Annotated in this window: 27 protein-coding genes and 1 riboswitch; of the genes, 18 read left to right on the top strand and 9 right to left on the bottom strand. The window is 42.6% G+C overall.

Going from position 1 to position 26,798, the window contains the following annotated elements; genetic code table 11:
- The first annotated feature begins 80 nt into the window (after window positions 1–80).
- From WKI23_RS01900 to WKI23_RS01865, 8 genes are all read left to right on the top strand, one after another.
- A complete protein-coding gene (locus tag WKI23_RS01900) occupies window positions 81–1,307 on the top strand; it encodes an MFS transporter (protein ID WP_368078761.1) in 1,227 nt (408 codons plus the stop codon).
- A 263-nt stretch (window positions 1,308–1,570) separates the two neighbouring features.
- Window positions 1,571–2,266: an AzlC family ABC transporter permease gene (locus tag WKI23_RS01895; protein ID WP_023932454.1), complete on the top strand. Its 696-nt coding sequence runs from the start codon at window positions 1,571–1,573 to the stop codon at window positions 2,264–2,266.
- Window positions 2,256–2,579: an AzlD domain-containing protein gene (locus WKI23_RS01890; protein WP_000253936.1), complete on the top strand. Its 324-nt coding sequence runs from the start codon at window positions 2,256–2,258 to the stop codon at window positions 2,577–2,579. Before WKI23_RS01895 ends, WKI23_RS01890 begins: the two co-directional genes overlap by 11 nt.
- A gap of 103 nt (window positions 2,580–2,682) precedes the next feature.
- Window positions 2,683–3,513 (top strand): amino acid ABC transporter substrate-binding protein, encoded by an 831-nt coding sequence (locus tag WKI23_RS01885; RefSeq protein WP_000724930.1) that lies wholly within the window; start codon window positions 2,683–2,685, stop codon window positions 3,511–3,513.
- 153 nt (window positions 3,514–3,666) lie between these two features.
- On the top strand, window positions 3,667–4,521 hold the full coding sequence (locus WKI23_RS01880) for a MetQ/NlpA family ABC transporter substrate-binding protein (RefSeq protein ID WP_050207619.1): 855 nt from the start codon (window positions 3,667–3,669) through the stop codon (window positions 4,519–4,521).
- A gap of 96 nt (window positions 4,522–4,617) precedes the next feature.
- The gene (locus WKI23_RS01875) at window positions 4,618–5,991 is read left to right on the top strand and encodes a M20 family metallopeptidase (RefSeq protein WP_000231811.1); all 1,374 of its coding nucleotides are present in this window, start codon (window positions 4,618–4,620) and stop codon (window positions 5,989–5,991) included.
- The gene (locus WKI23_RS01870) at window positions 5,984–7,045 is read left to right on the top strand and encodes a methionine ABC transporter ATP-binding protein (protein WP_000085663.1); all 1,062 of its coding nucleotides are present in this window, start codon (window positions 5,984–5,986) and stop codon (window positions 7,043–7,045) included. The genes WKI23_RS01875 and WKI23_RS01870 overlap by 8 nt, the downstream gene beginning before the upstream one ends.
- A gap of 1 nt (window position 7,046) precedes the next feature.
- Window positions 7,047–7,739 (top strand): methionine ABC transporter permease, encoded by a 693-nt coding sequence (locus WKI23_RS01865; protein ID WP_368078760.1) that lies wholly within the window; start codon window positions 7,047–7,049, stop codon window positions 7,737–7,739.
- Window positions 7,740–7,768: 29 nt separating this feature from the next.
- Here the strand turns inward: WKI23_RS01865 and WKI23_RS01860 are convergent, their stop codons facing one another.
- Window positions 7,769–8,338, bottom strand: a complete 570-nt coding sequence (locus WKI23_RS01860) for an MptD family putative ECF transporter S component (RefSeq protein ID WP_368078759.1) — start codon at window positions 8,336–8,338, stop codon at window positions 7,769–7,771.
- Window positions 8,339–8,472: 134 nt separating this feature from the next.
- Between WKI23_RS01860 and WKI23_RS01855 the strand changes: the two genes are divergently transcribed.
- The 5 genes from WKI23_RS01855 (at window position 8,473) to nrdI (ending at window position 13,172) form a co-directional block, all read left to right on the top strand.
- The gene (locus WKI23_RS01855; RefSeq protein WP_368078758.1) at window positions 8,473–9,087 is read left to right on the top strand and encodes a YesL family protein; all 615 of its coding nucleotides are present in this window, start codon (window positions 8,473–8,475) and stop codon (window positions 9,085–9,087) included.
- Window positions 9,065–10,735 (top strand): sensor histidine kinase, encoded by a 1,671-nt coding sequence (locus WKI23_RS01850; protein WP_368078795.1) that lies wholly within the window; start codon window positions 9,065–9,067, stop codon window positions 10,733–10,735. Before WKI23_RS01855 ends, WKI23_RS01850 begins: the two co-directional genes overlap by 23 nt.
- Before the next feature lie 11 nt (window positions 10,736–10,746).
- Complete coding sequence (locus tag WKI23_RS01845; RefSeq protein ID WP_368078757.1) at window positions 10,747–12,033, top strand: response regulator transcription factor; 1,287 nt, start codon at window positions 10,747–10,749, stop codon at window positions 12,031–12,033.
- Between the two features lie 60 nt (window positions 12,034–12,093).
- Window positions 12,094–12,624 carry an ABC transporter permease gene (locus tag WKI23_RS01840; RefSeq protein ID WP_368078756.1) on the top strand — a complete coding sequence of 177 codons (531 nt, stop codon included), beginning with the start codon at window positions 12,094–12,096 and terminating at the stop codon, window positions 12,622–12,624.
- A gap of 77 nt (window positions 12,625–12,701) precedes the next feature.
- Window positions 12,702–13,172: a class Ib ribonucleoside-diphosphate reductase assembly flavoprotein NrdI gene (nrdI, locus tag WKI23_RS01835; RefSeq protein WP_368078755.1), complete on the top strand. Its 471-nt coding sequence runs from the start codon at window positions 12,702–12,704 to the stop codon at window positions 13,170–13,172.
- 179 nt (window positions 13,173–13,351) lie between these two features.
- Here nrdI and WKI23_RS01830 read toward each other — a convergent pair whose 3' ends face one another.
- The 4 genes from WKI23_RS01830 to WKI23_RS01815 form a co-directional block, all read right to left on the bottom strand.
- Complete coding sequence (locus WKI23_RS01830) at window positions 13,352–14,614, bottom strand: NRAMP family divalent metal transporter (RefSeq protein WP_368078754.1); 1,263 nt, start codon at window positions 14,612–14,614, stop codon at window positions 13,352–13,354.
- Between the two features lie 171 nt (window positions 14,615–14,785).
- On the bottom strand, window positions 14,786–14,917 hold the full coding sequence (locus WKI23_RS01825) for a hypothetical protein (RefSeq protein WP_368078753.1): 132 nt from the start codon (window positions 14,915–14,917) through the stop codon (window positions 14,786–14,788).
- A gap of 71 nt (window positions 14,918–14,988) precedes the next feature.
- Window positions 14,989–15,447, bottom strand: coding sequence for a DUF3021 domain-containing protein (locus WKI23_RS01820; protein ID WP_368078752.1), 459 nt, complete (start codon window positions 15,445–15,447; stop codon window positions 14,989–14,991).
- Window positions 15,444–15,884: a LytTR family DNA-binding domain-containing protein gene (locus tag WKI23_RS01815; protein ID WP_368078751.1), complete on the bottom strand. Its 441-nt coding sequence runs from the start codon at window positions 15,882–15,884 to the stop codon at window positions 15,444–15,446. The genes WKI23_RS01820 and WKI23_RS01815 overlap by 4 nt, the downstream gene beginning before the upstream one ends.
- Before the next feature lie 206 nt (window positions 15,885–16,090).
- Between WKI23_RS01815 and mutL the strand changes: the two genes are divergently transcribed.
- From mutL to WKI23_RS01800, 3 genes are read left to right on the top strand one after another with little or no spacing between them, the layout of a single operon-like run.
- Complete coding sequence (gene mutL / locus WKI23_RS01810; RefSeq protein WP_368078750.1) at window positions 16,091–18,040, top strand: DNA mismatch repair endonuclease MutL; 1,950 nt, start codon at window positions 16,091–16,093, stop codon at window positions 18,038–18,040.
- A 15-nt stretch (window positions 18,041–18,055) separates the two neighbouring features.
- Window positions 18,056–18,649, top strand: a complete 594-nt coding sequence (gene ruvA, locus WKI23_RS01805) for a Holliday junction branch migration protein RuvA (protein ID WP_049525129.1) — start codon at window positions 18,056–18,058, stop codon at window positions 18,647–18,649.
- A 9-nt stretch (window positions 18,650–18,658) separates the two neighbouring features.
- Window positions 18,659–19,222 carry a DNA-3-methyladenine glycosylase I gene (locus tag WKI23_RS01800; RefSeq protein ID WP_368078749.1) on the top strand — a complete coding sequence of 188 codons (564 nt, stop codon included), beginning with the start codon at window positions 18,659–18,661 and terminating at the stop codon, window positions 19,220–19,222.
- An 84-nt stretch (window positions 19,223–19,306) separates the two neighbouring features.
- Here WKI23_RS01800 and WKI23_RS01795 read toward each other — a convergent pair whose 3' ends face one another.
- The 4 genes from WKI23_RS01795 to WKI23_RS01780 form a co-directional block, all read right to left on the bottom strand.
- Window positions 19,307–19,570 carry a SemiSWEET family transporter gene (locus tag WKI23_RS01795; RefSeq protein ID WP_000166114.1) on the bottom strand — a complete coding sequence of 88 codons (264 nt, stop codon included), beginning with the start codon at window positions 19,568–19,570 and terminating at the stop codon, window positions 19,307–19,309.
- Between the two features lie 105 nt (window positions 19,571–19,675).
- On the bottom strand, window positions 19,676–20,710 hold the full coding sequence (locus tag WKI23_RS01790; protein WP_368078748.1) for a S66 peptidase family protein: 1,035 nt from the start codon (window positions 20,708–20,710) through the stop codon (window positions 19,676–19,678).
- A gap of 139 nt (window positions 20,711–20,849) precedes the next feature.
- The gene (locus WKI23_RS01785; RefSeq protein WP_368078747.1) at window positions 20,850–21,527 is read right to left on the bottom strand and encodes a DUF1129 domain-containing protein; all 678 of its coding nucleotides are present in this window, start codon (window positions 21,525–21,527) and stop codon (window positions 20,850–20,852) included.
- Window positions 21,528–21,538: 11 nt separating this feature from the next.
- Window positions 21,539–22,483, bottom strand: coding sequence for a magnesium transporter CorA family protein (locus WKI23_RS01780; protein ID WP_315010500.1), 945 nt, complete (start codon window positions 22,481–22,483; stop codon window positions 21,539–21,541).
- Window positions 22,484–22,614: 131 nt separating this feature from the next.
- On the opposite strand from WKI23_RS01780, the gene uvrA reads away from it, so the two are divergent.
- The gene (uvrA, locus tag WKI23_RS01775; RefSeq protein WP_368078746.1) at window positions 22,615–25,446 is read left to right on the top strand and encodes an excinuclease ABC subunit UvrA; all 2,832 of its coding nucleotides are present in this window, start codon (window positions 22,615–22,617) and stop codon (window positions 25,444–25,446) included.
- The gene (locus WKI23_RS01770) at window positions 25,439–26,500 is read left to right on the top strand and encodes a Xaa-Pro peptidase family protein (RefSeq protein WP_368078745.1); all 1,062 of its coding nucleotides are present in this window, start codon (window positions 25,439–25,441) and stop codon (window positions 26,498–26,500) included. The genes uvrA and WKI23_RS01770 overlap by 8 nt, the downstream gene beginning before the upstream one ends.
- Window positions 26,501–26,557: 57 nt before the next feature.
- Window positions 26,558–26,709: riboswitch (M-box (ykoK) riboswitch) on the top strand.
- Window positions 26,710–26,798: the final 89 nt, after the last annotated feature.

Genomic DNA, 26,798 nt, shown 5'->3' with positions numbered 1-26,798 from the left:
TTGGAACTCAATACTAAACCAAGTCTTGTTTTTGATACACTGGAATAAAAATTCTAACTGGAATTTAAAAAGGAGTTATAATGAAAGTATTTCTTCAAAATAGAGATTTTAGGCAATTAACCATCAACCAGTGGATTTCAACACTTGGGGATACGATTTTTTATCTAGCCTTTTTGAATTATGTGGCAGATGCCTCTTTTGCCCCTTTGGCGATTTTACTCATCACGATTTCAGAAACCCTGCCCCAAGTTCTACAAATCTTTCTGGGAGTTTTGGCGGATTTTCAACATCATCGTGTCCTAAAATACACAGTCATTAGTTTTGCAAAATTTTTGCTTTACTCTATAGTGTCCTTGTCTCTTTCAGGGCAGTCCTTTTCCTTAGTACTAGTAGCCTTTATTTGTCTGATTAACCTCTTGTCTGACACGTTGAGTTATTTTTCAGGCGCCATGCTCACTCCGATTTTCATTAGAATTATTGGGCAAGATCATCTGGCAGAAGCTATTGGATTTAAACAATCAACTGTTAGTTTAGTGAAAACAATCAGTAATATTCTAGGAGGAGTCTTACTAGGTATTCTATCCATCCAATTTATTTCCTTACTGAACGCTCTTACCTTTTTAATCGCATTTTTAGGTATCCTCTTCATAAAAACTGACCTCTTGAAAGTAGAAAAAACGATTAGCTATCAAGAAGGACTCTCTGTAAAATCCTTTTGCCAGCATTTGCTCCAATCATCGAAATTGATATGGAATATGAATAAGGTGCTCTTGGTTTTGTTTATTATTTCTATTAGTCAAGCAGTGATAAATGTTACAGTTCCTGTTTCTACTCTGTTTTTGAGGAATCAACCCTTTTTGAATTTACAAACAGGTCAATCTCTTGCCTTGCTATCCACTTTTGAACTGTCAGCCCTGATTGTCGGAAGCCTTGTAAGTGGCTATCTGAAAAATACGATTTCTATAAAAACAGCTCTCTATGCCTCACTTATCATCCAGTTGCTTCTTCTAGTAGGATTTGCTACAGTTCGTTTTGACTGGATTCTCATCTTTAGTACCTTGGATGCCTTTTTCGCAGGTGTTCTTTCTCCTAGGTTGCAGGAACTCGTTTTTAAACAAATACCTGAGGAGTCAATGGGAGCAGTTCAATCTTCTATCGGTGCCATTACGGTTGTTTTACCTAGCTTATTTACAATAGCTTTGGTAACCATTGCTACTAGCTTTGGAACTCTGGCAGTTAGCTTTGTTTTATTGCTATTCCTTCTAGTTGCCTTTGTCATGCTTATGAATATTCGTGAAAGTATTTAGTGAAGAATTTCTATAATTTATGTTTGAGACTGGATTGCCAGTCTTTTTATGATAGCTACAATCAGCAGACTTTTTTCTCTTTCCTGAATGTGTTATAATAGTCCATGCTATGGCTGGAGCCTTTTCAGCCTACTTATACTCTTCGAAAATCTCTTCAAACCGCGTCAGCTTCGCCTTGCCGTACTCAAGTACAGCCTGCGGCTAGCTTCCTAGTTTGCTCTTTGATTTTCATTGAGTATTATTAAGACAATATGAGGAGAAAGATGAAAGAAAAAGGATTTTGGGAGGGAGCGCAGGCAGCTATGCCAACGGCCCTTGGTTATGTCAGTATCGGCCTGGCCTGTGGGATTATCGGTGCGCCCTATGTGACGCCTGTAGAGATGGGCTTGATGAGCCTCTTTGTTTATGCTGGGAGTGCCCAGTTTGCCATGTTGGCACTGATTGCGGTTCAAGCTCCTGTGGCAGCTATTGCTATGACGGTTTTTCTAATCAATTTGCGTCTCTTTTTGTTGAGTTTACATGCATCGACCTATTTCCGTCATACCAGTCTCTGGCACAATATCGGTATGTCTAGTATCTTGACGGATGAGACTTATGGTGTTTTGATGGGCGAATTGGCCCATACAGACAAGGTCAATCCGATGTGGATGCACGGGAACAATCTCAACAGCTATGTGGCTTGGTTTGTGGGAACAGTAGTCGGAACGGCTCTGGGCGGCCTGCTGCCAAATCCAGAAATCTTTGGTTTAGATTTTGCCTTGGTTGGGATGTTTATCGGCATTTTTGCTTCGCAATTCCAGATTATGCAAAGACGAATTCCCGTCCGCAATCTGCTGATTATCCTAGCAGTTGTTGCGGTATCCTTCTTTTTACTCTTGACAGTGGTGTCTCAGTCACTAGCTGTTCTCTTTGCGACGCTACTTGGTTGTAGCATGGGGGTGGTTTTAGATGGTCAGTAAGTATCTTTTATTAGCAGTTATTTTCTCTGGCTTGGTGACGTGGATTCCCCGTATGATTCCCTTCATCTTGGTCAAGTATAAGGGCTTGCCTGCAATCGTTGAGCGTTTTTTGAAGTTCTTGCCCGTTTCTATTATCTTTGCCTTGATTCTTTCAAGCGTAGTGACAGGCAAGGTTGGCAGCCTTCCTCAAATCAAATGGCTGGACTTCTTAGCAGTCTTTCCAACGGCTTGGGTAGCCTTTCGCTACCGCAATCTAGTCGGAACGGTTCTCTTTGGAGTGGTCTTGATTGCAGTCTTGCGTCTGGTCTTTTAAATTAGCCATAAAGAAAACCTATCACAGAGATAGATATCATATAATGGCGTAAATACTCTTTTTCTGTTAAGATTATAAGGTATTCTATTTTGGAGGAAATGACATGAAAAAAATCGTTAAATACTCATCTCTTGCGGCCCTTGCTCTTGTTGCTGCAGGTGTGTTAGCAGCTTGCTCAGGGGGTGCTAAGAAAGAAGGAGAAGCAGCTAGCAAGAAAGAAATCATCGTTGCAACCAATGGCTCGCCAAAACCATTTATTTATGAAGAAAATGGCGAATTGACTGGTTATGAGATTGAAGTCGTTCGCGCTATCTTTAAAGATTCTGACAAGTATGATGTCAAGTTTGAAAAGACAGAATGGTCAGGTGTCTTTGCAGGTCTTGACGCTGACCGTTACAATATGGCTGTCAACAATCTTAGCTACACTAAAGAACGTGCGGAGAAATACCTCTATGCCGCACCAATTGCCCAAAACCCTAATGTCCTTGTAGTGAAGAAAGATGACTCTAGTATCAAGTCTCTCGCTGATATCGGTGGAAAATCAACGGAAGTCGTTCAAGCCACTACATCAGCTAAGCAGTTAGAAGCATACAACGCTGAACACCCGGACAACCCAACTATCCTTAACTATACTAAGGCAGACTTCCAACAAATCATGGTACGTTTGAGCGATGGCCAATTTGACTATAAGATTTTTGATAAAATCGGTGTTGAAACAGTGATTAAGAACCAAGGTTTGGACAACTTGAAAGTTATCGAACTTCCAAGCGACCAACAACCATACGTTTACCCACTTCTTGCTCAGGGTCAAGATGAGTTGAAATCATTTGTAGACAAACGCATCAAAGAACTTTACAAAGACGGAACGCTTGAAAAATTGTCTAAACAATTCTTCGGAGATACTTATCTACCAGCAGAAGCTGATATTAAATAATTTTTTGAAGTCATCCATTCTGAGTAAGATGGGTGATTTCTCAGTTTTTAGGGATATAGTTTTAAACTATATATCTGATTATCTAATAACAATTTGTGCAATTGAACAAAGTATGAGATACTAGTACGGTATTATTTTTAAGGAGAAAGAATCATGAAAATTAAAAAATGGCTTGGCCTAGCAGCCCTTGCTACAGTCGCAGGTTTGGCTCTTGCAGCTTGCGGAAACTCAGAAAAGAAAGCAGACAATGCAACAACTATTAAAATTGCAACTGTTAACCGTAGCGGTTCTGAAGAAGCTCGTTGGGATAAAGTTCAAGAATTGGTTAAAAAAGACGGAATTACCTTGGAATTTACAGAGTTCACAGACTACTCACAACCAAACAAGGCAACTGCTGATGGTGAAGTAGACTTGAACGCTTTCCAACACTATAACTTCTTGAACAACTGGAACAAAGAAAACGGAAAAGATCTTGTAGCGATTGCTGATACTTACATCTCTCCAATCCGCCTTTACTCAGGTTTGAATGGAAGTGACAACAAGTACACTAAAGTAGAAGACATCCCAGCAAACGGAGAAATCGCTGTACCGAACGATGCTACAAACGAAAGCCGTGCGCTTTACTTGCTTCAATCAGCTGGCTTGATTAAATTGGATGTTTCTGGAACTGCTCTTGCAACAGTTGCCAACATCAAAGAAAATCCAAAGAACTTGAAAATCACTGAATTGGACGCTAGCCAAACAGCTCGTTCATTGTCATCAGTTGACGCTGCCGTTGTAAACAATACCTTCGTTACAGAAGCAAAATTGGACTACAAGAAAGCACTTTTCAAAGAACAAGCTGATGAAAACTCAAAACAATGGTACAACATCATCGTTGCGAAAAAAGATTGGGAAACATCACCTAAGGCTGATGCTATCAAGAAAGTAATCGCAGCTTACCACACAGATGACGTGAAAAAAGTTATCGAAGAAACATCAGACGGTTTGGATCAACCAGTTTGGTAATAAGAAACAGGGAGGTGGGAGAGAGAATTCCACCTCTTGCTTTTGTATAGAGCATGGATTGTCAGGAAGAGTAGTTCATAGAAAGGTAGAGAGAATATGGTTTTTCCTAGCGAACAAGAACAGATTGAAAAATTTGAAAAGGATCATGTGGCCCAGCATTATTTTGAGGTTTTGCGTACCTTAATTTCTAAGAAGTCAGTCTTTGCCCAGCAGGTTGGACTTAAGGAAGTCGCCAACTATCTGGGTGAGATTTTCAAACGTGTTGGAGCTGAAGTGGAGATTGATGAGACTTATACAGCGCCCTTTGTCATGGCGCATTTCAAGAGTTCACGTCCAGATGCCAAGACCTTGATTTTCTATAACCACTATGACACTGTGCCAGCGGACGGAGATCAGGTCTGGACAGAGGATCCTTTTACGCTTTCGGTCCGCAATGGTTTCATGTATGGGCGTGGGGTTGATGACGACAAGGGTCATATCACAGCTCGTTTGAGTGCTTTGAGAAAATATATGCAGCACCATGATGATTTGCCTGTCAATATCAGTTTTATCATGGAGGGAGCGGAGGAATCGGCTTCGACAGACCTAGATAAGTATCTGGAAAAACACGCGGACAAACTCCGTGGTGCAGATTTGTTGGTCTGGGAACAAGGAACCAAAAATGCCTTGGAGCAGTTAGAAATTTCTGGTGGAAATAAGGGGATTGTGACCTTTGATGCCAAGGTAAAAAGTGCTGATGTGGATATTCACTCTAGTTATGGTGGGGTTGTGGAATCAGCTCCCTGGTACCTCCTTCAAGCCTTACAGTCTCTTCGCGCTGCAGATGGCCGTATCTTGGTTGAAGGCTTGTACGAAGAGGTGCAAGAGCCAAATGAACGAGAAATGGCCTTGCTAGAAACTTATGGTCAACGAAACCCAGAGGAAGTTAGTCGGATCTATGGATTGGAGTTGCCTCTTTTGCAGGAGGAGCGGATGGCCTTTCTAAAACGTTTCTTTTTCGAACCAGCCCTTAATATAGAAGGAATCCAGTCAGGCTACCAAGGGCAAGGGGTTAAAACGATTTTGCCAGCAGAAGCCAGTGCCAAGCTAGAGGTTCGTCTGGTTCCGGGCTTAGAACCGCATGATGTTCTGGAAAAAATTCGGAAACAGCTAGACAAAAATGGCTTTGATAAGGTAGAATTATACTATACCTTGGGAGAGATGAGTTATCGAAGCGATATGAGCGCGCCAGCCATTCTCAATGTCATCGAGTTGGCCAAGAAATTCTATCCACAGGGCGTTTCAGTCTTGCCGACGACAGCTGGGACAGGGCCTATGCATACGGTCTTTGATGCCCTAGAGGTGCCCATGGTGGCCTTCGGTCTAGGAAATGCCAATAGCCGAGACCACGGTGGAGATGAAAATGTGCGAATCGCCGATTATTACACCCATATTGAATTAGTAGAGGAGCTGATTAGAAGTTATGAGTAGAGATATTATCAAGTTAGATCAGATCGATGTGACTTTTCACCAAAAGAAGAGAACTATCACAGCGGTCAAAGATGTGACCATTCACATCCAAGAAGGGGATATCTACGGAATTGTTGGATATTCTGGAGCAGGGAAATCAACCCTTGTACGGGTGATTAACCTCTTGCAAAAGCCATCTGCAGGGAAAATTACCATTGACGACGATGTGATTTTTGATGGCAAGGTGACCTTAACGGCAGAGCAGTTGCGTCGTAAACGTCAAGATATCGGAATGATTTTCCAGCACTTTAACCTCATGAGTCAAAAGACAGCAGAGGAGAATGTAGCCTTTGCCCTTAAGCACTCTGGACTCAGCAAGGAAGAAAAGAAGGCTAAAGTAGCCAAGTTGTTGGACTTGGTTGGCTTGGCAGACCGTGCTGAAAACTACCCTTCACAACTATCTGGAGGGCAAAAACAGCGTGTAGCCATTGCGCGTGCCTTGGCAAATGATCCAAAAATCTTGATTTCAGACGAGTCAACTTCTGCCCTTGACCCTAAGACAACCAAGCAGATTTTGGCCTTGTTGCAAGATTTGAACCAAAAATTAGGCTTGACGGTTGTCTTGATTACGCATGAAATGCAGATTGTCAAAGACATCGCCAACCGTGTGGCAGTTATGCAGGATGGGCATTTGATTGAAGAGGGCAGTGTCCTTGAAATCTTCTCAGACCCTAAACAACCTTTGACTCAAGACTTTATCTCAACAGCAACAGGAATTGATGAAGCTATGGTCAAGATTGAGAAGCAAGAAATCGTGGAACACTTGTCTGAAAACAGTATCTTGGTTCAACTCAAGTATGCAGGTGCTTCAACAGACGAGCCACTTTTGAATGAATTGTACAAGCGTTACCAAGTAACGGCTAATATCCTTTATGGGAATATCGAAATCCTCGATGGCACTCCTGTTGGAGAATTGGTTGTGGTCTTGTCAGGTGAAAAAGCAGCGCTAGCAGGTGCCCAAGAAGCCATTCGTCAAGCAGGCGTGCAGCTAAAAGTATTGAAGGGAGGACAGTAAGATGGAATCATTGATTCAAACCTATTTACCAAATGTCTATAAAATGGGCTGGGCTGGTCAAGCAGGCTGGGGAACAGCCATCTACCTAACCCTTTATATGACAGTTATTTCCTTCATTATCGGAGGGTTCTTGGGACTAGTGGCAGGTCTCTTCCTTGTCTTGACAGCACCAGGTGGTGTCTTGGAAAATAAAGTCGTTTTCTGGATTTTGGATAAGATTACTTCCATTTTCCGTGCGGTTCCCTTTATCATTCTCTTGGCAGTCTTGTCACCCTTCTCTCATCTAATCGTAGGAACAAGCATTGGTCCAAATGCAGCTATCGTACCCCTATCTTTTGCAGTCTTTGCCTTCTTTGCCCGTCAAGTGCAGGTTGTCTTGGCTGAGCTAGATGGCGGTGTCATTGAGGCGGCTCAAGCGAGCGGAGCGACTTTCTGGGACATCGTGGGTGTTTACCTATCAGAAGGTCTTCCAGACTTGATCCGCGTGACAACTGTGACCTTGATTTCTCTTGTTGGGGAAACAGCCATGGCCGGTGCGGTTGGAGCTGGTGGTATCGGTAACGTAGCCATCGCTTATGGATTTAACCGCTACAATCACGATGTGACCATCTTGGCAACCATCATTATCATTTTGATTATCTTTGCAATCCAATTCTTGGGAGATTTCCTGACCAAGAAATTGAGTCATAAATAAAAAAGAGCCGCACGGCTCTTTTTTATTTATCAGATTTTCTGTGCCAATTTTTTACTCAAGGCTTGTCCAATCAAGGCACCCACTAGGGCTCCGATGACAATACTTGCGATAAATAGAAGGATGGTTCCAGGGTTTGGCGCAACCATGATACGGTCGATATATTCTTGTGATTTTCCTCTTGCTAGAAGGGTTGCCATATAGGCTTTGGGCGCAATCCACATAAGCAAGATTGGACCTGTTGAACTAAAGGCAAAAATAACGAAAGAAAGGAAGTTCTTTGTTTGGTTCTTGTATTTTCCGAGGCTAGCTACTCCATCTGCTAGGAGGCCACAGATAATTCCAGGAAGGAAGGCACCAGCACCGTGTTTAGTTCCCAAGAAAAAGAGAGCAATAACAAGGCCGATAGTGGTAATAGCTCCAAAGCGCGGAACTTTTGCGACTAGGATCATATAGACGCTACCGCCGACAAGGGCAGTAAAAGCAGGCGCATAAAACATGTTTCCAGTTTGGTCAAGGAGATTGCCCAAAAGGACACCAATCCCCATGCAGAGGAAGTAAAGAACTGCAAAAAGAAGTGTAGTTAAGATCGATTTTTTCATGAATTGTCTCCTGATCATTTTTTCACAATTCTCATTCTACCACGGTTTGGTGGGATTGTAAATGGGTACTAGAAGTTTTTGAAAACGCTTGAAATATGATATAATGGTTTCATAGTTATTTTTAGGAGGGTATCATGGGGAGATTTTTAGACTTTGTCTTTAATCGTTTCTTTTTAGGGATGATTGCGACAGCCTTCTTTTGGCTATTAACCTTGGCAGGAGGGATTATCCTTGGCCTAGCGCCTGCTAGTGCCACCTTGATGAGCTTGTATGCAGAACATGGTTATAGCTTTCGGGAATATAGCTTGAAGGAGGCTTGGTCTCTTTATAAGCAAAATTTTGTTTCAAGCAACCTGATTTTCTATAGCTTTTTAGGGGTGGATCTAGTTTTGGTCTATGGCCTGTATCTCTTGGTGCAATTGCCTCATCAGACTATTATTCATTTGATTGCGACCTTTTTTAATGTTCTAGTAGTTGCCCTGATCTTTTTGGCTTATACAGTATCTTTGAAATTACAAGTTTATTTTGCCTTGTCCTATCGAAATAGTCTTAAACTATCCTTGATTGGCATCTTTATGAGCTTAGCGGCTGTGGCAAAGGTTCTCCTTGGAACTGTGCTACTTGTGGCAATTGGTTACTATATGCCTGCTCTTCTCTTCTTTGTAGGAATTGGGATGTGGCATTTCTTTATCAGTGATATGTTGGAACCGGTCTATGAAAGTATCCATGAAAAATTGGCGACAAAATAGAATGAAGCAGTTTTGGCTACATACGCTTCTGCGAACCTACACTTCAGTTATGATCATTATTATTGCGAGTTTTGCAATCTTACTCTCCTATGCTGACTGGGATTCACGGGAAAAGGAAGCCCAGAGAGTAGCCCAGCGTGTAACTGCTAGAACAGTGAGTGAAATTGAATATTACCATAGAGAGTCAACCCAGATAGCTCAGGCTTTAGTTGAAAATCAAGCTCGTATTGAGGGAATCTATAAATACTTTAGCCTTAGCATGCCAGACTATTTTTACTGGCAATTAGAACGGAAAGCTTCGCCTTATGTATCAGTCTCTCTGCATGAAAATGTTGACGACCTCTATGTTCGAAATGATTTTGTAACTGGAGTGGCCATTGCGTTTCAAGATTACAAGGAAGTCTATGTGTCTACTAAAGACAAACGTAGTGGAGAAAAAATCAGGGCTGAGGATTTCAAACCAGCAGGAAATAGTTTTGCCATTCCGGTGTCAGATCCAGTGTCAGATCAAGATTTAGGAGTGATTTACATCTCCTTGGATCCTGCTGTTTTATACCATGCCATTGATAATACTAGAGGTCATACTCCGATGGCAGTAACGGTGACTTCACCTTTTGATACGGAGATTTTCCATATTGGTGAAACAGTTGATAAGGAGAGTGAAAATTGGCTTGTTGGCTTAACATCTCATGGCTATCAGGTTCAGGTGGCAGTTCCCAAAAACTTTGTTTTGCAAGGAACAGTGACTAGCTCTGCTTTGATTGTGGGCTTGAGCCTTCTCTTTATTGTCATACTATATGTTACCTTGAGGAAGACTTTCTCAAATTATCAAAAGCAGGTAGTGGATCTGGTTGATTCCATTCAGGCTATTGCCCAAGGGGAGGAAGGTCTTCGCATTGACACACTTGAAAAGGACCAGGAATTGCTCCTAATCGCAGAGACTACCAATGATATGTTGGACCGTTTGGAAAAGAATATCCATGATATTTACCAGCTAGAGCTTAGTCAAAAAGATGCCAATATGCGGGCCTTGCAAGCTCAAATCAATCCTCATTTTATGTATAATACGCTGGAATTCTTGCGCATGTACGCAGTTATGCAGAGTCAAGATGAGTTGGCAGATATCATTTATGAGTTTAGCAGTCTCTTGCGTAACAATATTTCTGACGAAAGAGAAACCCTTCTCAAACAGGAATTAGAATTTTGCCGTAAATACAGCTATCTCTGTATGGTTCGCTATCCTAAGTCTATTGCCTATGGTTTCAAGATAGATCCAGAACTAGAGAATATGAAGATTCCTAAGTTCACCTTGCAACCGCTGGTAGAAAACTATTTCGCTCATGGTGTTGACCACAGACGGACAGATAATGTGATTAGCATCAAGGCTCTTAAACGAGATGGTTTTGTGGAAATTTTGGTGGTCGATAATGGCCGTGGAATGTCGGCAGAAAAACTGGCAAATCTCCGAGAAAAATTAAGTCAGAGACATTTTGAACACCAAGCCAGCTACAGTGATCAAAGGCAATCCATCGGGATTGTCAATGTACACGAGCGTTTTGTGCTCTATTTTGGGGACCGCTATGCCATTACTATAGAGTCTGCAGAGCAAGCCGGTGTTCAGTATCGTATTACCATTCAAGATGAGTAGAAAGGGAGAAAATGTATAAAGTATTATTAGTAGATGATGAGTACATGGTGACAGAAGGTCTGAAACGATTGATTCCCTTTGATAAGTGGGATATGGAGGTCGTCGCAACAGCCAGTCATGCCGATGCAGCCCTAGAATATGTTCAGGAAAATCCTGTTGATGTGGTCATTTCCGATGTCAATATGCCCGACAAAACAGGGCTTGATATGATTCGGGAAATGAAAGAGATCTTACCAGATGCCGCCTATATCCTGCTCTCAGGTTATCAGGAGTTTGATTATGTAAAAAGAGCTATGAATCTTAGTGTGGTGGACTATTTGGTCAAGCCTGTTGATAAGGTAGAGTTAGGAAATCTGCTGGAGAAGATTGCAGGTCAGCTCGGCGAGAGAAGAAAGAAAAGTCAGACCCTCAGTCAAGATTTAGATGAGGCTGGATTTGTCAGTTATTTAGGAGGTAAGGAGAATTGGTGGATAGGTCTATCCAAGGAAAAGCAAGGTTCCTTCACCATTCCCTACTATGTATTGGGTCAAGACTGGCAGATTTTCATTTCTGACCAACCCCTAGATGGTTTAGTCGTTACTCCCTTTGAAGCTCCCTATCAAGAACACTTTGAACGCTGGAAGCTGAATGCTGAGAAAGCCCTCTTTTACGGCTCTGTAAATCTACAACAGTCTCAGAGTCTCTTTGCCTATTACGAACCGATTTATAGGGTTATCATTCAGGGGAATCTCAATCAAATCGTGGAAGAGTTAAACCTCTTGGAGAAGGTGGTTCTTGAAAATACACCGCGTGTTCCGATTACCAAACAGCTTTTTATCCAGTTTGTCATGGATGTCTTTCACTTGTTTGAACATCTCAAAGCTGATGATATGACGGACATTGTCAAAACCATTCATGCTATTCAATCCTTCGATGAATTGGTTTCTTATATCAAGGAAACTCTGACCAGCTTTTTCGGTCAATACCGTATGAATGAAAATGTGGTCAGTGTGCTGGAAGTCATTGGTCGTGATTACCAAAAGGAGCTGTCCCTCAAGGATATCAGTAAGGCCCTCTTTATCAATCCTGTCTATCTAGGGCAGTTGATTAAGCGAGAAACCGATTCGACCTTCGCAGAGTTACTAAACAAACAACGCATTAAGGCTGCCCAACAGCTCTTGCTTTCAACCAGTGACAGTATCGAAGACATCTGTTATGCGGTTGGTTACAGTAACGTTGGATATTTCTATAAAGTTTTCCGAAAATTGTGCGGAAAATCGCCAAAAGCTTATCGAAAACAGGTAGAAACGATACTGTAAGATTTGTATTCCTTTACAAAATGTGCTATAATAAAAATAATATTATTAGGAGGTTCTATCATGAAAAAGAAACCGATTTATCTATGGGTCTTGTTAATCTTGTCTGCCCTTATTTCAGCTATGTCTCTGTTTGGAATGTTGAGTCCCTTACCTAGCAAAGAAGCCCTTCGTGCTGCTCAGAAACAAGTTGCAGGGGTCAGTGCTCAGCAATTAGAAGACCAGCTTAATTACAACTATGGAGTAGCAGAAGCGTATCATTCTATTTTTAATATGGCCTTGATTGTGCTATCTGCTATTTTAGTGGTCGTAGCGATTGTCTTCCTTGTTCGTAAGAATTTGCAATATGCAAACTATACTTATGTTGGCTATGTTTTGTTAGCTATTATCGGTTCGATTTATGGCTATGTTGGTTTACAGGACGCTGTGCAGTTGGTTCAAGATGAGACTATGCGTTTGACAATGAGTATTGGTTCAAAAGCTGTCAGCATTTTCTATATCGTCATCAATATTCTCTTCCTAGCCCTTGTCTTCTATAAGATGTGGCGTCAGCAGAAAGCCTTGGCAGAAGAAGAAACAGAAGAACTTGCTTAAGTATTGACAAAAAAGAACTATCAAGATACAATCTTGGTAGTTCTTTTTCGATTAAAAATAAAATCATGGAGGTAAATATGAAGACAATTTCTTTAGTTTATATTAGTTTGAGTGGCAACACTGAAAGTTTTGTGACGCGCTTGAAAGATTATCTCTTGTCCCAGTACGAGGGAATTGAGGTTCAAAAGATTCATATCAAGGATTTGGTCAAGGAAGGTCATGATTTCTATGAAATGGACCACCCTTACGTCGCTTTTTTGCCGACCTACCTAGAAGGTGGGAATGGCGTTGATAACGGAGATGTAGAGATTTTGACGACACCAGTGGGGAATTTTATCGCCTATGGTGACAATGCTAGTAAGTGTTTTGGCGTGGTTGGCTCAGGAAATCGTAACTTTAATAACCAATACTGCCTGACAGCTAAGCAATACAGTCAACGCTTTGGCTTCCCTGTATTGGCTGACTTTGAAATGCGAGGCATGCTGGAAGATATCAAACGTGTCGCAGCCATTATCGCAGATTTGTATGAGTTGGAAAGGGAGAATTAAAATCAATATAAGAGGCGTTTGGGATTTTTCAACTGTTTTTTGAGTATAAACAGTCTTTGAGAACGTAAAAAAGCATAAGTTCAGGTCTTTAAAACCTTGTTCTTATGCTTTTTATCATAGAAATATTTGCTGAATTTTCTCTTGAAATGAAACCTTATCTTCATCTCGCGCTTTGTCAGTTATCCTGCTTTTCCGATTGCGAGTGCGTAGATAAAGAAGATGGCGAAGCCAAAGAGGAAAATCAATCCTGCAATAGCAAGGTGTTTGAGCCAAGAAGGAAGATTTTTGTTTTCACGCGTTACCAAGGCGTAGTTTAAAAGAGCGAAGAATGGTGTTGTCAGGAAAGAACCAATCATGGCAAAGCGGAGCATGGTTGACACCTGACCAGAGAAGAACTTGATAATGACGATACCGACGATAGCAGTAATGGTCATCCAGATGTTCAAAGATTTACGATTGTCTTCTTTTTGACTGATTAGCAGTCGGAGAGATTCCTGATTAACACGAGAATAGCCATCAATAACAGTGATAACTGTTCCAAAGATACACAGGAAGGCAATAAAGGTAATCAAGTAACGGGACCATTCGCCAAGAACAGAGGCATACATGCCCACGAATTGAGAGATGTATTTGGCTGAAGCAGCTTCAACTGCCTGCCCTGTAGGATACTGAATCAGTGCTCCCAGTGCTACAAAGAATATAGCTAGGATAGCTGTTCCAATATAACCAGTGTTAAAGTCAAACAGAGCGTCTTCTGTGTTAAAGTTGACGGTCTTTCTCTTTTCAGCTGACCAAAGTGAATTGATAGCTGAAATTTCAATAGGAGCCGGCATCCACCCTAAGAGGGAAACGATGAAGGGTAGAGCTGCCATTTGCCAAGGTGTCTTCTCAACAAAATCAGAACTATATTCTGGATGCTTGACCGCTGCGATGATAACTGCAAGAACAGTCGCAATGGTCAAAGCAGACATAATCCATTTGACCATGCCGTCTAAAAGTTTGTAGCCTCCAAAGAGTAACATAGCCCAAATGATTGCAACGAGAATGAGGGACCACTGAGTAATGCTAAGTCCAACCATTGGGAAGGCACTGGCGATGATAGCTGAGCACAGAATGGCAACACCAGCCGTGTTGACCATAGCTGAAAAGACATTGAGGATAAAGAAAATCCAGAGATAGAGTTTCCCTTTTTCGGCATAACCTTCAACCAAAGTCTTTCCAGTATCAGCGGTGTATTCAGCACCAAAACGGAAAAATGGATATTTAAAGACATTGGCTAAGATGACCAAGAGAAGTAGAGACCAACCGTAAGAACCACCAGCTTGAGTGGAAGATACAATGTGAGAACCGCCAACAGCGGCAGAAGCCATTAGGATTCCAGGTCCCATTGCTTTTAGCTTGCTTGCCCAGGTTGATTGATTTAACGAAATAGCTTGTGACATGATAGATACTCCTTTTTGAATTTTCAGAATAATCTGGATATGTAATCTATATTCTACAAAAAACTTTGGGGAAATGCAAGAATATTTTGAAAAAAGATAGAAAATTACAGAAAATTTACAAAGAAGACCTGAAAATAACTGTTATGATAGTAATACTCTTCAAAAATCTCTTCAAACCACGTCAGCTCTATCTGCAACCTCAAAACAATGTTTTGAGCTGACTTCGTCAGTCTTATCTGCAACCTCAAAGCTGTGCTTTGAGCAACCTGCGGCTAGCTTCCTAGTTTGCTCTTTGATTTTCATTGAGTATAAGGTGCAGCAGGATAAAGCAAAACCGAGAAGTTCATTTCTCGGTTTTGCTTATTATGAGGCTCTTACTTTCTATGCTCCAAGAGTTGATTGATGTGATCTACTTTTTTAGCCTCTCTTTTATAGAGAATAGCCCAAATGATGAGGTAGACAATCGCAAACTCGATAATGAGCTGGAGATAGAAAATCCAGTGGAAGGGGAACCAACCAGCCAGAGTTGCCAGTGGAACAAAGCCAGCCAGCATAAGGAAGAAATGAGTCAGAGTGGCACGGAGCAAGCTCCAGTCACGGCTGAATAATCGTTTACCAAAGTTGAAGAGAATACCGATGGCTGCCCAGATAAGTGTGCAGTAGAGCAAGACCAGGGCACCGTGAACCTGATGTTGAATCATGACTTGGCCGATGAGAGAGTAGGGATTTAGTGGTGCATAAGTACTCGGTGCATAAATGAGTGAAAAGAGGATAGAGAGGATGAGGCCGATGAGGACACCAGCAGCTGCGTCGTGAAATACTTGTTTTTTCATAGTTCTAATTTCTCCTTGATGGTTTTTAGGTAACGGCGTGAAGAATAGGTGAAGCTTTGGTTTTTGAGAAAGATTTCTACCAGACCGTTGGGCGTGAGCTTGAGATGAGAGATGGAGTTGATATTGATGATTTCTGATTGGGAAATTTGGATAAAAGTTGTTGGCAGAATTTCAAGGACTTGATAGAGTCGCAAATCAATGGTGTAGGTCTGACTCGCCGTTTCTGCTAGAACCTTCCGATTCTCGATATAGAAGCGTTGAATATTGCCAATCTCAACTAGATAGACTTGATCATTGATTTTCCCTTTGATTTTTTCTTTGAGGTCCAGATTTTCTGCGAACTCGATGACTTTTTGGACTTTTTCAGTTTCTTGAGGTGCTTGGACAATCAATTTTTCCTCCCCGTAAGTCTCACTAATCTGTAGTTCTACTTTCATAAATTTCTCTCCTTATTTTTCATACAAAATTGTGATCACTTCTTGTACACCTTTATTAAACACTATTTTTCAGCCCCTTGCAAGGGACTTTGTCTATGTGGAGGGATTTGTATCCTATGTGGTGCTTACTTTTCTGTCCTATCTGAAATATGGTATAATAGCACTAATCAATTTCTAGGAAAACAGATAAAGAAAGGGGCTGAAAAATGTCTCATATTATTGAATTGCCAGAGGTGCTGGCAAACCAGATTGCAGCTGGAGAGGTTATCGAGCGTCCAGCTAGCGTTGTTAAGGAGCTGGTAGAAAACGCCATTGACGCGGGCTCTAACCAGATTACCATTGAGATTGAGGAAGCAGGTCTCAAGAAAATCCAAATCACAGATAATGGTCATGGAATTGCTCACGATGAAGTAGAATTAGCCTTGCGTCGTCATGCGACCAGTAAGATAAAAAATCAGGCAGATCTCTTTCGAATTCGGACGCTTGGTTTTCGTGGTGAAGCTCTGCCGTCTATCGCGTCTGTCAGTGTACTGACTCTGTTGACGGCGATGGATGGTGCAAGTCATGGAACCAAGCTCGTCGCGCGTGGGGGTGAAGTTGAGGAAGTCATCCCAGCGACTAGTCCTGTGGGAACCAAGGTTTGTGTAGAGGATCTCTTCTTCAACACGCCTGCCCGCCTCAAGTATATGAAGAGCCAGCAAGCAGAGTTGTCTCATATCATTGATATTGTCAACCGTCTGGGTTTGGCCCATCCTGAGATTTCTTTTAGCTTGATTAGTGATGGCAAGGAAATGACGCGGACAGCAGGGACTGGTCAACTGCGACAAGCTATTGCAGGGATTTACGGTTTAGCCAGCGCCAAGAAGATGATTGAAATTGAGAACTCTGACCTAGATTTCGAAATTTCAGGTTTTGTGTCCTTGCCTGAGTTAACTCGAGCCAACCGCAACTATATCAGCCTCTTCATCAATGGTCGTTATATCAAGAATTTCCTACTCAATCGTGCTATTCTTGACGGTTATGGCAGTAAGCTCATGGTGGGGCGTTTTCCACTGGCTGTCATTCACATCCATATCGACCCTTATCTAGCGGATGTCAATGTGCATCCAACCAAGCAAGAGGTGCGGATTTCCAAGGAAAAAGAACTGATGGCGCTGGTCTCAGAAGCTATTTCCAAGAGTCTGAAGGAGCAAACTTTGATACCTGATGCCTTGGAAAATCTTGCCAAATCGACCGTGCGAAATCGTGAGAAGGTGGAGCAGACCATTCTCCCACTCAAAGAAAATACGCTCTACTATGAGAATACTGAGCCGACAATACCTAGTCAAGCTGAAGTAGCTGATTATCAGGTGGAATTGACTGAGGAAGGGCAGGATTTAACCCTATTTGCCAAGGAAACCTTGGATCAGCTAACCAAGCCAGCAAAACTGCATTTTGCAGAGAGAAAGCCTGCTAACTATGACCAATTAGATCATCCGGAGTTAGACCTAGCTAGTCTTGATAAGGCTTATGACAAACTGGAGCGAGAAGAATCATCCAGCTTCCCAGAGTTGGAATTTTTCGGGCAAATGCATGGAACCTATCTCTTTGCCCAAGGGCGAGATGGGCTCTATATCATAGACCAACATGCGGCTCAGGAACGGGTTAAATATGAGGAATACCGTGAAAGTATTGGCAATGTTGACCAGAGCCAGCAGCAACTCCTAGTACCTTACATCTTTGAATTTCCTGCAGATGATGCCCTTCGTCTCAGGGAGAGAATGCCTCTCTTAGAGGAAGTGGGCGTCTTTCTAGCAGAGTACGGAGAAAATCAATTTATCCTGCGTGAACATCCTATTTGGATGGCAGAAGAAGATATTGAATCAGGCATCTATGAGATGTGCGACATGCTCCTCTTGACCAAGGAGGTTTCGATCAAGAAATACCGAGCAGAGTTGGCTATTATGATGTCCTGCAAACGGTCTATCAAGGCCAACCATCGTATTGATGATCATTCAGCTAGACAGCTGCTTTATCAGCTTTCTCAATGTGACAATCCCTATAACTGTCCCCATGGACGTCCTGTTTTGGTGCATTTTACTAAGTCGGATATGGAAAAGATGTTCCGACGTATTCAGGAAAATCACACCAGTCTCCGTGAGTTGGGGAAATATTAAACTAAAAGGAAAACTATGTACGAATATTTAAAAGGAATCATTACCAAAATCACTGCTAAATACATTGTTCTTGAAACCAATGGTATCGGTTATATCCTGCATGTGGCCAATCCTTATGCCTATTCAGGTCAGGTTAATCAGGAGGCTCAGATTTATGTGCATCAAGTCGTGCGTGAGGACGCTCATCTGATTTATGGATTTCGCTCAGAAGACGAGAAAAAGCTCTTTCTCAGTCTGATTTCGGTATCTGGGATTGGTCCTGTATCAGCTCTGGCCATTATCGCTGCCGATGACAATGCTGGCTTGGTTCAAGCCATCGAAACCAAGAACATTACCTACTTAACCAAGTTTCCTAAAATTGGCAAGAAAACAGCCCAGCAGATGGTGTTGGACTTGGAAGGCAAGGTAGTAGTTGCTGGAGATGACCTTCCTGCTAAGGTCGCAGTGCAAGCAAGCGCTGAAAACCAAGAATTGGAAGAAGCCATGGAAGCCATGTTGGCACTGGGCTACAAGGCGACCGAACTCAAGAAAATCAAGAAATTCTTTGAAGGAACGACAGATACAGCTGAGAACTATATCAAGTCGGCTCTTAAAATGTTGGTTAAATAGGAGCAGAGCATGACAAAACGTTGTTCGTGGGTCAAGATGACCAATCCGCTCTACATCGCCTATCATGATGAGGAGTGGGGCCAGCCCCTCCATGATGATCAAGCATTGTTTGAGTTATTGTGTATGGAAACCTATCAGGCAGGTCTGTCTTGGGAAACGGTACTCAACAAACGCCAAGCTTTCCGAGAAGCCTTTCATGGCTATCAAATTCAAGCGGTCGCAGAAATGACAGATGCCGAATTGGAAAACTTGCTGGATAATCCAGCCATCATTCGAAATAGAGCCAAGATTTTTGCTACACGCGCTAACGCCCAAGCCTTTCTACGACTACAGGAAGAATATGGCTCTTTTGATGCCTATCTTTGGTCTTTTGTTGAGGGGAAAACGATTGTTAATGATGTTCCTGATTATCGCCAAGCCCCAGCTAAAACCGCTTTGTCTGAGAAATTAGCCAAAGATCTCAAAAAAAGAGGTTTCAAGTTCACAGGCCCAGTCGCCGTCTTGTCTTTTCTACAGGCTGCAGGGTTAGTTGATGACCACGAGAACGATTGTGAGTGGAAAAGCAGGAATTAGTGTGTACAGGTAACTAGCATATCTGAGAATATAGAAAAAAGCTGAGAAATTTTTCCCAGCTTTTTATATATACTATTAGATTTGTTAGAGTGAAGTCAAAAAAGTGATTCCACCTAAAATAACACCAGCTGAATTTGGAATGATTAGTATCCAATCCTTCTTAGGTTCCTTTGTCCATCCATAAATAACCCAGATTAAGCAAGATATAGCAGCTGATAAAGGTTGAAATGGTTGAGCTTTATTTCCCTGTAAATTAGCGATAATTTGAGGTATGTAGGCAATAAATACTATAATTCCAATAAAGGCACCAATAGAACCTACGATTCGATTAATTTTTTGTTTTGTCATATACACCTCCTTCAAAAGGATATCATAGAAATTAGCGAAATGCAATAAATTCAGATACAAATTGTAACGAAAACGAATACAAAAGCACAAAAATAGAGAAACTATTTATTTTTTGTTATAGTCAAAGCGAATGATTTGCTCCTTTGCATCTACATAGGCGTGAACTCCGAAGGGGACAATTGCTCTTGGAGTTGCGTGGCCGACATTCAAATTATAGACAATCGGGATATTGCTATCAATGATATCCAATAGTGCCTCTTTATAGTCGTCATAGAAAGTTTCATCCATAGGTTTTCCGACCAAGAGTCCACTGATGGCCTCGAATATACCATTGTCCTTTAAAGTCCGTAACATCTTTTTGAAGTCTTCCGGCTCAGGCTTTTCTTCGCTTGTTTCTAGCAAGAGGATCTTTCCTTCCCAGTCTGACAAGTTAGGGAAAAGTTTGTATTTTTTGCAGAGCTCCGTGCTATCTGCGTATCGAGAGTTGTCAAAGATATCGTAGAGGGATTCGAGGCAACCACCGAGGATTTTTCCCTCGAACTGGGCATTTCCTTGCAACAGCTCAAAACCGGTATTTTCATGACTGACACGAGGTGTTCCTAGAGCCTTGGGACTGAAGTCAGTCCTTTCATCATACCAAACGTCACTAGGGCGGATTTCTGAGATTCTTCCCGTCTCAATCAATTCTTTAAAATAGTGGAGGCTATAGGTCAGCATTTCTTTGTCCAATTCACAAATGTCTGCTAAAAAGGATTGCCCATAAAAAGTCTTGATTCCTAGTTTATGCAACATGAGATGGTTCATGGTTGTATCTGAGAAGCCAAGAAAAATCTTTTGTTTGATAACTTTCTGTAGTTGATCATTTTCAAAAAGATAGGGTAGTAAGCGATAGGTATCGTCTCCACCGATGGCACATAGGATTATGTCGATGCTATCATCAGAAAAGGCATGAATCAAATCCTCTGCACGAGCTTCAGGATGGTCCTTAATAAAGTCTAAGCCTTTTAACGAATGGGGCAAAAAGACAGGATTGAGTCCCAGATCCTTGAGACGTTGGACACCCAAGTCCACTTCGTGTTTGACAAAGTCCTCTCCGATAATGCCACTAGATAAACTAACAATACCAATAGTAGAAATCATATTTTATTCTCCTAGAAATAGATTGAGCCTATTTTATCACAAAAGATAAGAGAAAGCTATGTGGGATTTCAGAAGAATACTTTTAAATCAAGAAAGTAGTAAAAAAGCAACCGCACCTGCAGTTGCTTTTATCATTCTCTTAATAGCGTGTTGGTCCTGCGCTTGCGCTGCGGATATTCAAGCGTTTCTTGAGATAGAAGCGAAGGGCTAGGAGGACTGCTCCGATAATAGCCAGCGGCAATGGAGCAAGTACTGGGTTAAGGCTAGCTGGTAGGAAGCTTGTTGCAAAGAAGACAAGCAACCAAAGGAACATAGAAGCTAGGATAACCAGTACAGATTTCCAGAAAGGTGGACGTTGACTGCGGTCCATATCTGGTCCATAGTATTGGTAAACAAAGTAGTACATCAAGTAGAAGGCAAATCCACCAACCAGTCCAACTAATAGAAGAGTAATCAATCCATAGCCGAAAGCTTGATCTGCCGCAAAGAAGGTTGTGAGGGCGCTGACGAGGGCAAAGAGGCTAGTGATGAAAAGAGCTGAGTCCATAATCATGAGTTTGGGATCATCATTTTCTTTTGGATGCTCTTTTTCATATTGCTCCTTGACAGTGAAGCTATGAGCCCAGTGAGTTGGTGCGCCGTAAAGGGAACGAGCAGTCGTACCTTTGGCTTGCTCTTCAAGGATTTTGGGAATAACTTCCTCAAAAATAGTCTTGATTTCAGCGTCTGTTTTTCCATCTTTGATGAATTGTTGGGTAGCGATATGGACAAACTCTTGGTTTTTCTTAGTTAATTTTTGTAGATCAATCTGAGACATAGGAACTCCTCTTAGAACCATTTTTTATGGATGAGATAGAGAGTGAGCGAGACACTCATAGCAAAGGCGATAAAGACGATTAACCAGAAGGCATTTGGCTCGCCGTTTAGGGGGATTTCATTATCCTTAAAGTTCATCCCGTAGGCAGAAAAGACCATGGTTGGGATGGACATGACGATGGTCACAAGGGCCAAGGTCTTCATGATGTTGTTCTGGTTGTTGGAAATGATAGAGGCAAAGGTCTCTGTCATAGAGTGCAAGACGTTTCCATAAATGTCTGCCATCTCGATGGCCTGTTGGGTTTCAATCAAGGTATCTTCAAGCAGGTCTTCGTCCTCAAGGTATTTCTTGATATTGCTGGTTGAGCTGGTCAATTTCTTAATCACACGCTCATTGGTTTTGAGGGAGGCCTTGAAATAGACGATGGTTTTTTCCAATTCCATAAGCTCAATCAATTCTTCATTACGAGTTGATTGATGCAGTTGACTTTCGATTTGTTCACTCTTGCGGTCAATTGAACGAAGGGCTGTTAGGTAAAGCTCTGCATTGCGATAGAGAATCTGGAAGATAAAACGCGAACGCATGAAGGTGTAGAAATTACGCAAGCGACGGTTGATAAAGACATCGAGGACAGGTAGTGGTTCCAAACACGTAGTGATAATGGTTTCCTCGGTGATGATAATACCAAGCGGGATGGTTACGTAGTAGGTGCGGTTATTTCTTTCCTCTGTGACCGGCACGTCTACGATAATCAGGGTGTACTCGTCTTCAATGGTAATACGAGACATTTCTTCCGCATCGAGCGGTGCTCGAAGGTCGGTAATATCAATGTCGAAGGCGTTAGCGATTTCCAGTGATTCATTTTGAGTTGGATTGACGAGATTGATCCAAGTACCCGGTTCAAGCGTATCGATCTCTTTAAATTCAGTTGTTGTAGAGAGAAAAACTTGTTTCATATCCCTTATCCTTTCTCATTTTTCAGATTTTTTCACACCGTACTATTATACTACAAAATCGGCCTTTTGGGTAATAGAATCTCACTTTTTTTGGTATAATGGTAAGCAATAATGGACTAGAAAGAACAAAGATGCAAGATAAAATTGTCATTCATGGGGCACGTGCCCATAATTTAAAAAATATTGATGTGGAGATTCCGCGAGACAAGTTGGTTGTCGTGACAGGCTTGTCAGGTTCAGGGAAATCCAGTCTGGCCTTTGACACCCTCTATGCGGAGGGACAACGTCGCTATGTGGAGAGTTTGTCAGCCTACGCTCGCCAGTTTTTGGGCAATATGGAAAAACCAGATGTAGATGCTATTGATGGTCTCAGCCCAGCTATTTCCATCGACCAGAAAACGACTAGTAAAAACCCTCGTTCAACCGTGGGAACGACGACTGAAATCAATGACTATCTGCGTCTCCTCTATGCGCGTGTGGGGACGCCTTACTGTATCAACGGACATGGAGCTATCAAGGCTTCTTCTGTGGAGCAAATCGTGGATAAGGTTTTGGAGTTACCAGAACGCCAGCGCTTGCAGATTTTGGCTCCTGTCATCCGCAAGAAAAAAGGGCAGCATAAGAGCGTTATTGAAAAGGTTCAGAAAGACGGCTATGTCCGTGTCCGTGTGGATGGGGAAGTCTATGATGTGACCGAAGTGCCAGAGTTGTCTAAGAGCAAGCAACACAATATTGATGTCGTGGTTGACCGTATTGTCATCAAGGAGGGCATCCGTAGTCGTCTCTTTGATTCCATTGAGGCTGCCCTTCGTATTGCAGAAGGTTATGTCATTATCGATACCATGGACGATTCTGAGTTGCTCTTCTCTGAGCATTATGCCTGCCCAGTTTGTGGATTTACTGTCCCAGAGTTAGAGCCTCGTCTCTTCTCCTTCAATGCTCCTTTTGGCTCTTGTAGTGAGTGTGACGGCTTGGGCATCAAGCTGGAGGTGGATACTGATTTGGTAGTGCCAGATGCCAGCAAAACGCTACGTGAGGGGGCGCTGGCACCTTGGAATCCTATCTCATCTAACTACTATCCAAACATGCTAGGGCAGGCCATGATAGCCTTTGGAGTGGATATGGATAAGCCTTTTGAGGACTTGTCAGAAGAAGACAAGAACTTGATTCTCTACGGCTCAGATGGTAAGGAATTCCATTTCCACTATGAGAATGAATTTGGTGGTGTGCGCGATATTGACATTCCTTTTGAGGGAGTTGTCAATAATATTAAGCGTCGTTACCATGAAACTAATAGCGATTACACGCGCACCCAGATGCGGCTCTACATGAATGAGCTGACCTGCGGAACCTGTTACGGTTACCGTCTCAATGATCAGGCCTTGTCTGTCCGTGTGGGTGGAGAGCAAGGGCCGCATATTGGAGAAATCTCAGACCTGTCGATTGCAGACCACTTGGACTTGGTGAGCCAGCTGACCTTGTCTGAAAATGAAGCCATCATTGCTCGCCCAATCCTCAAGGAAATCAAGGACCGCTTGACCTTCCTTAATAACGTAGGCCTCAACTATCTGACTCTGTCACGTTCGGCAGGAACCCTTTCAGGTGGGGAGAGTCAGCGTATTCGCTTGGCAACTCAGATTGGTTCCAACCTCTCAGGTGTCCTCTATATTTTGGATGAGCCGTCAATCGGTCTTCACCAGAGGGATAATGACCGCCTGATTGCCAGTCTGAAAAAGATGCGTGACTTGGGCAATACTCTTATCGTAGTGGAACACGACGAAGATACCATGCGTGAGGCGGACTATCTGATTGACGTTGGTCCCGGTGCCGGTGTTTTTGGTGGGGAGATTGTTGCAGCAGGTACACCTAAGCAAGTGGCTCGCAACAGCAAGTCTATCACAGGTCAGTACTTGTCAGGGAAACGTGCCATTCCAGTACCAGAAGAGCGTCGTGTGGGAAATGGTCGTTTTATCGAAGTGACAGGTGCGCGTGAGAACAATTTGCAAAATGTTACTGCTCGCTTCCCATTAGGAAAATTCATTGCGGTGACAGGGGTGTCGGGCTCAGGCAAGTCGACCTTAATCAACAGCATCCTCAAAAAAGCCATTGCTCAGAAGCTCAACCGTAATTCAGACAAGCCTGGTAAATTTAAGACTATTACAGGGATTGAGCATGTAGACCGCTTGATTGACATTGACCAGAGTCCAATCGGACGAACGCCGAGGTCCAACCCGGCTACCTATACGGGAGTTTTTGACGATATACGTGACCTTTTTGCCCAGACAAATGAGGCCAAGATTCGAGGCTACAAGAAGGGGCGTTTCAGTTTCAACGTTAAGGGAGGCCGCTGTGAAGCCTGCTCAGGTGACGGGATTATCAAGATTGAGATGCACTTCTTGCCAGACGTTTATGTTGCCTGTGAAGTCTGCCACGGGACCCGCTATAACAGTGAAACCCTTGAAGTTCACTACAAGGAAAAGAATATCTCGCAGGTCTTGGACATGACGGTCAACGATGCGGTAGAATTTTTCCAACACATTCCGAAAATTCAACGCAAACTTCAGACTATTAAGGATGTGGGACTGGGCTATGTGACGCTAGGTCAACCGGCTACCACCCTTTCTGGGGGAGAAGCCCAGCGTATGAAGTTGGCTAGCGAACTCCACAAACGCTCGACAGGCAAGTCATTCTATATTCTGGATGAGCCGACGACAGGGCTTCACACGGAGGACATTGCTCGCTTGCTTAAGGTTCTCGCTCGCTTTGTCGACGATGGCAATACAGTCCTCGTTATTGAGCACAATCTGGATGTTATCAAGACAGCAGACCATATTATTGATTTGGGTCCTGAGGGCGGTGTCGGTGGTGGAACCATCATCGCAACAGGAACTCCAGAAGAAGTAGCGGCCAATGAAGCCAGCTACACAGGACACTATTTGAAAGGAAAGTTACATCATGAATAAACGTGTACAAGCATTTCTCGCTAAAATGCAAGAAAAAGAACTAGATGGTATCATTATCAATAACCTTAAAAACGTCTACTACTTGACTGGTTTTTGGGGTTCAAATGGAACAGTCTTTATCAGCCGTGACCGTCAGGTCTTGGTGACAGACTCTCGCTATATCATTGCAGCCAAGCAAGAAACCAGTGGGATTGAGATTGTGGCTGACCGTGATGAATTGGCTGTCATTGCAGGCATTGTTAAGGACATGGGCTTGTCTCAAATCGGTTTTGAGGACGAGATTTCGGTCTCTTATTACCACCGTATGCAGGCAGCCTTTGAAGGAATTGACTTGCTTCCACAAACTCAGTTTGTTGAAGGTCTTCGTATGATTAAGGATGAGGCGGAGATTGCAGCTATTCGCAAGGCTTGTTCTATCTCAGACCAAGCTTTCCGCGATGCGCTTGACTTTATCAAGCCAGGAAAGACTGAAATTGAGATTGCCAACTTCCTTGACTTCCGCATGCGTGAGTTGGGAGCATCTGGCTTGTCTTTTGACACTATTCTAGCTAGCGGTATCAATTCTTCCAAACCTCATGCTCATCCTATGCACAAACCAGTTGAGCTAGGAGAAGCCATTACCATGGACTTCGGTTGCCTTTATGATCACTATGTCAGCGATATGACACGGACTATCTACTTGGGGCATGTTAGCGACGAGCAAGCAGAGATTTACAATACGGTTTTGAAAGCCAATCAAGCCCTTATTGACCAAGCCAAGGCAGGTCTAGGTTTCCGTGACTTTGACAAAATTCCTCGTGATATTATCATTGAGGCAGGTTATGGCGATTACTTTACTCACGGTATTGGACACGGTATTGGTCTGGATATTCATGAAGAGCCTTACTTTAGCCAGACTTCTACAGAAACTATTAAGGCAGGTATGGCCTTGACAGACGAGCCAGGTATTTATATTGAAGGTAAATATGGTGTTCGTATCGAGGATGATATTCTGATTACAGAGACAGGTTGTGAATTGTTGACCCTAGCTCCAAAAGAGTTGATAGTCATTTAAGAGTCAAACAACTCAAATGATTGACTTTTAAATTTTAAAGGTTTATACTGAAAGACGAAAACGGTAGGTGAGGCTACCATAGGGATACGGATGACTACCGCAAAGCAGTGGAGACACTACTCGTTGGTCAACAGTCCTGGTCGCGAAGGTCAAGACTAAGCTCATTTCATTGCCCTATGGAGTTAAAGCTTGAACGAAAAAACAGATATTTAGTTTTTAATCCTGCCATTTTTTGATGGTAGGATTTTCTACTGTTTTAAAACAAAGAAAGGAGACAGACGATGCAAATTGACGACCA

Source organism: Streptococcus pseudopneumoniae (assembly GCF_038148955.1).
GTDB lineage: Bacteria > Bacillota > Bacilli > Lactobacillales > Streptococcaceae > Streptococcus > Streptococcus pseudopneumoniae_T.
The sequence above is the reverse complement of the archived record's forward strand: the minus strand, read 5'-3'. Positions and strand labels throughout refer to the sequence as shown.

Bases quoted from the DNA above. Each gene is read 5' to 3' on its own strand.
- WKI23_RS01900 (WP_368078761.1), top strand. From the start codon at position 81: ATGAAAGTATTTCTTCAAAATAGAGATTTTAGGCAATTAACCATCAAC.
- WKI23_RS01895 (WP_023932454.1), top strand. From the start codon at position 1,571: ATGAAAGAAAAAGGATTTTGGGAGGGAGCGCAGGCAGCTATGCCAACG.
- WKI23_RS01890 (WP_000253936.1), top strand. From the start codon at position 2,256: ATGGTCAGTAAGTATCTTTTATTAGCAGTTATTTTCTCTGGCTTGGTG.
- WKI23_RS01885 (WP_000724930.1), top strand. From the start codon at position 2,683: ATGAAAAAAATCGTTAAATACTCATCTCTTGCGGCCCTTGCTCTTGTT.
- WKI23_RS01880 (WP_050207619.1), top strand. From the start codon at position 3,667: ATGAAAATTAAAAAATGGCTTGGCCTAGCAGCCCTTGCTACAGTCGCA.
- WKI23_RS01875 (WP_000231811.1), top strand. From the start codon at position 4,618: ATGGTTTTTCCTAGCGAACAAGAACAGATTGAAAAATTTGAAAAGGAT.
- WKI23_RS01870 (WP_000085663.1), top strand. From the start codon at position 5,984: ATGAGTAGAGATATTATCAAGTTAGATCAGATCGATGTGACTTTTCAC.
- WKI23_RS01865 (WP_368078760.1), top strand. From the start codon at position 7,047: ATGGAATCATTGATTCAAACCTATTTACCAAATGTCTATAAAATGGGC.
- WKI23_RS01860 (WP_368078759.1), bottom strand. From the start codon at position 8,338: ATGAAAAAATCGATCTTAACTACACTTCTTTTTGCAGTTCTTTACTTC.
- WKI23_RS01855 (WP_368078758.1), top strand. From the start codon at position 8,473: ATGGGGAGATTTTTAGACTTTGTCTTTAATCGTTTCTTTTTAGGGATG.
- WKI23_RS01850 (WP_368078795.1), top strand. From the start codon at position 9,065: ATGAAAAATTGGCGACAAAATAGAATGAAGCAGTTTTGGCTACATACG.
- WKI23_RS01845 (WP_368078757.1), top strand. From the start codon at position 10,747: ATGTATAAAGTATTATTAGTAGATGATGAGTACATGGTGACAGAAGGT.
- WKI23_RS01840 (WP_368078756.1), top strand. From the start codon at position 12,094: ATGAAAAAGAAACCGATTTATCTATGGGTCTTGTTAATCTTGTCTGCC.
- nrdI (WP_368078755.1), top strand. From the start codon at position 12,702: ATGAAGACAATTTCTTTAGTTTATATTAGTTTGAGTGGCAACACTGAA.
- WKI23_RS01830 (WP_368078754.1), bottom strand. From the start codon at position 14,614: ATGTCACAAGCTATTTCGTTAAATCAATCAACCTGGGCAAGCAAGCTA.
- WKI23_RS01825 (WP_368078753.1), bottom strand. From the start codon at position 14,917: ATGAAAATCAAAGAGCAAACTAGGAAGCTAGCCGCAGGTTGCTCAAAG.
- WKI23_RS01820 (WP_368078752.1), bottom strand. From the start codon at position 15,447: ATGAAAAAACAAGTATTTCACGACGCAGCTGCTGGTGTCCTCATCGGC.
- WKI23_RS01815 (WP_368078751.1), bottom strand. From the start codon at position 15,884: ATGAAAGTAGAACTACAGATTAGTGAGACTTACGGGGAGGAAAAATTG.
- mutL (WP_368078750.1), top strand. From the start codon at position 16,091: ATGTCTCATATTATTGAATTGCCAGAGGTGCTGGCAAACCAGATTGCA.
- ruvA (WP_049525129.1), top strand. From the start codon at position 18,056: ATGTACGAATATTTAAAAGGAATCATTACCAAAATCACTGCTAAATAC.
- WKI23_RS01800 (WP_368078749.1), top strand. From the start codon at position 18,659: ATGACAAAACGTTGTTCGTGGGTCAAGATGACCAATCCGCTCTACATC.
- WKI23_RS01795 (WP_000166114.1), bottom strand. From the start codon at position 19,570: ATGACAAAACAAAAAATTAATCGAATCGTAGGTTCTATTGGTGCCTTT.
- WKI23_RS01790 (WP_368078748.1), bottom strand. From the start codon at position 20,710: ATGATTTCTACTATTGGTATTGTTAGTTTATCTAGTGGCATTATCGGA.
- WKI23_RS01785 (WP_368078747.1), bottom strand. From the start codon at position 21,527: ATGTCTCAGATTGATCTACAAAAATTAACTAAGAAAAACCAAGAGTTT.
- WKI23_RS01780 (WP_315010500.1), bottom strand. From the start codon at position 22,483: ATGAAACAAGTTTTTCTCTCTACAACAACTGAATTTAAAGAGATCGAT.
- uvrA (WP_368078746.1), top strand. From the start codon at position 22,615: ATGCAAGATAAAATTGTCATTCATGGGGCACGTGCCCATAATTTAAAA.
- WKI23_RS01770 (WP_368078745.1), top strand. From the start codon at position 25,439: ATGAATAAACGTGTACAAGCATTTCTCGCTAAAATGCAAGAAAAAGAA.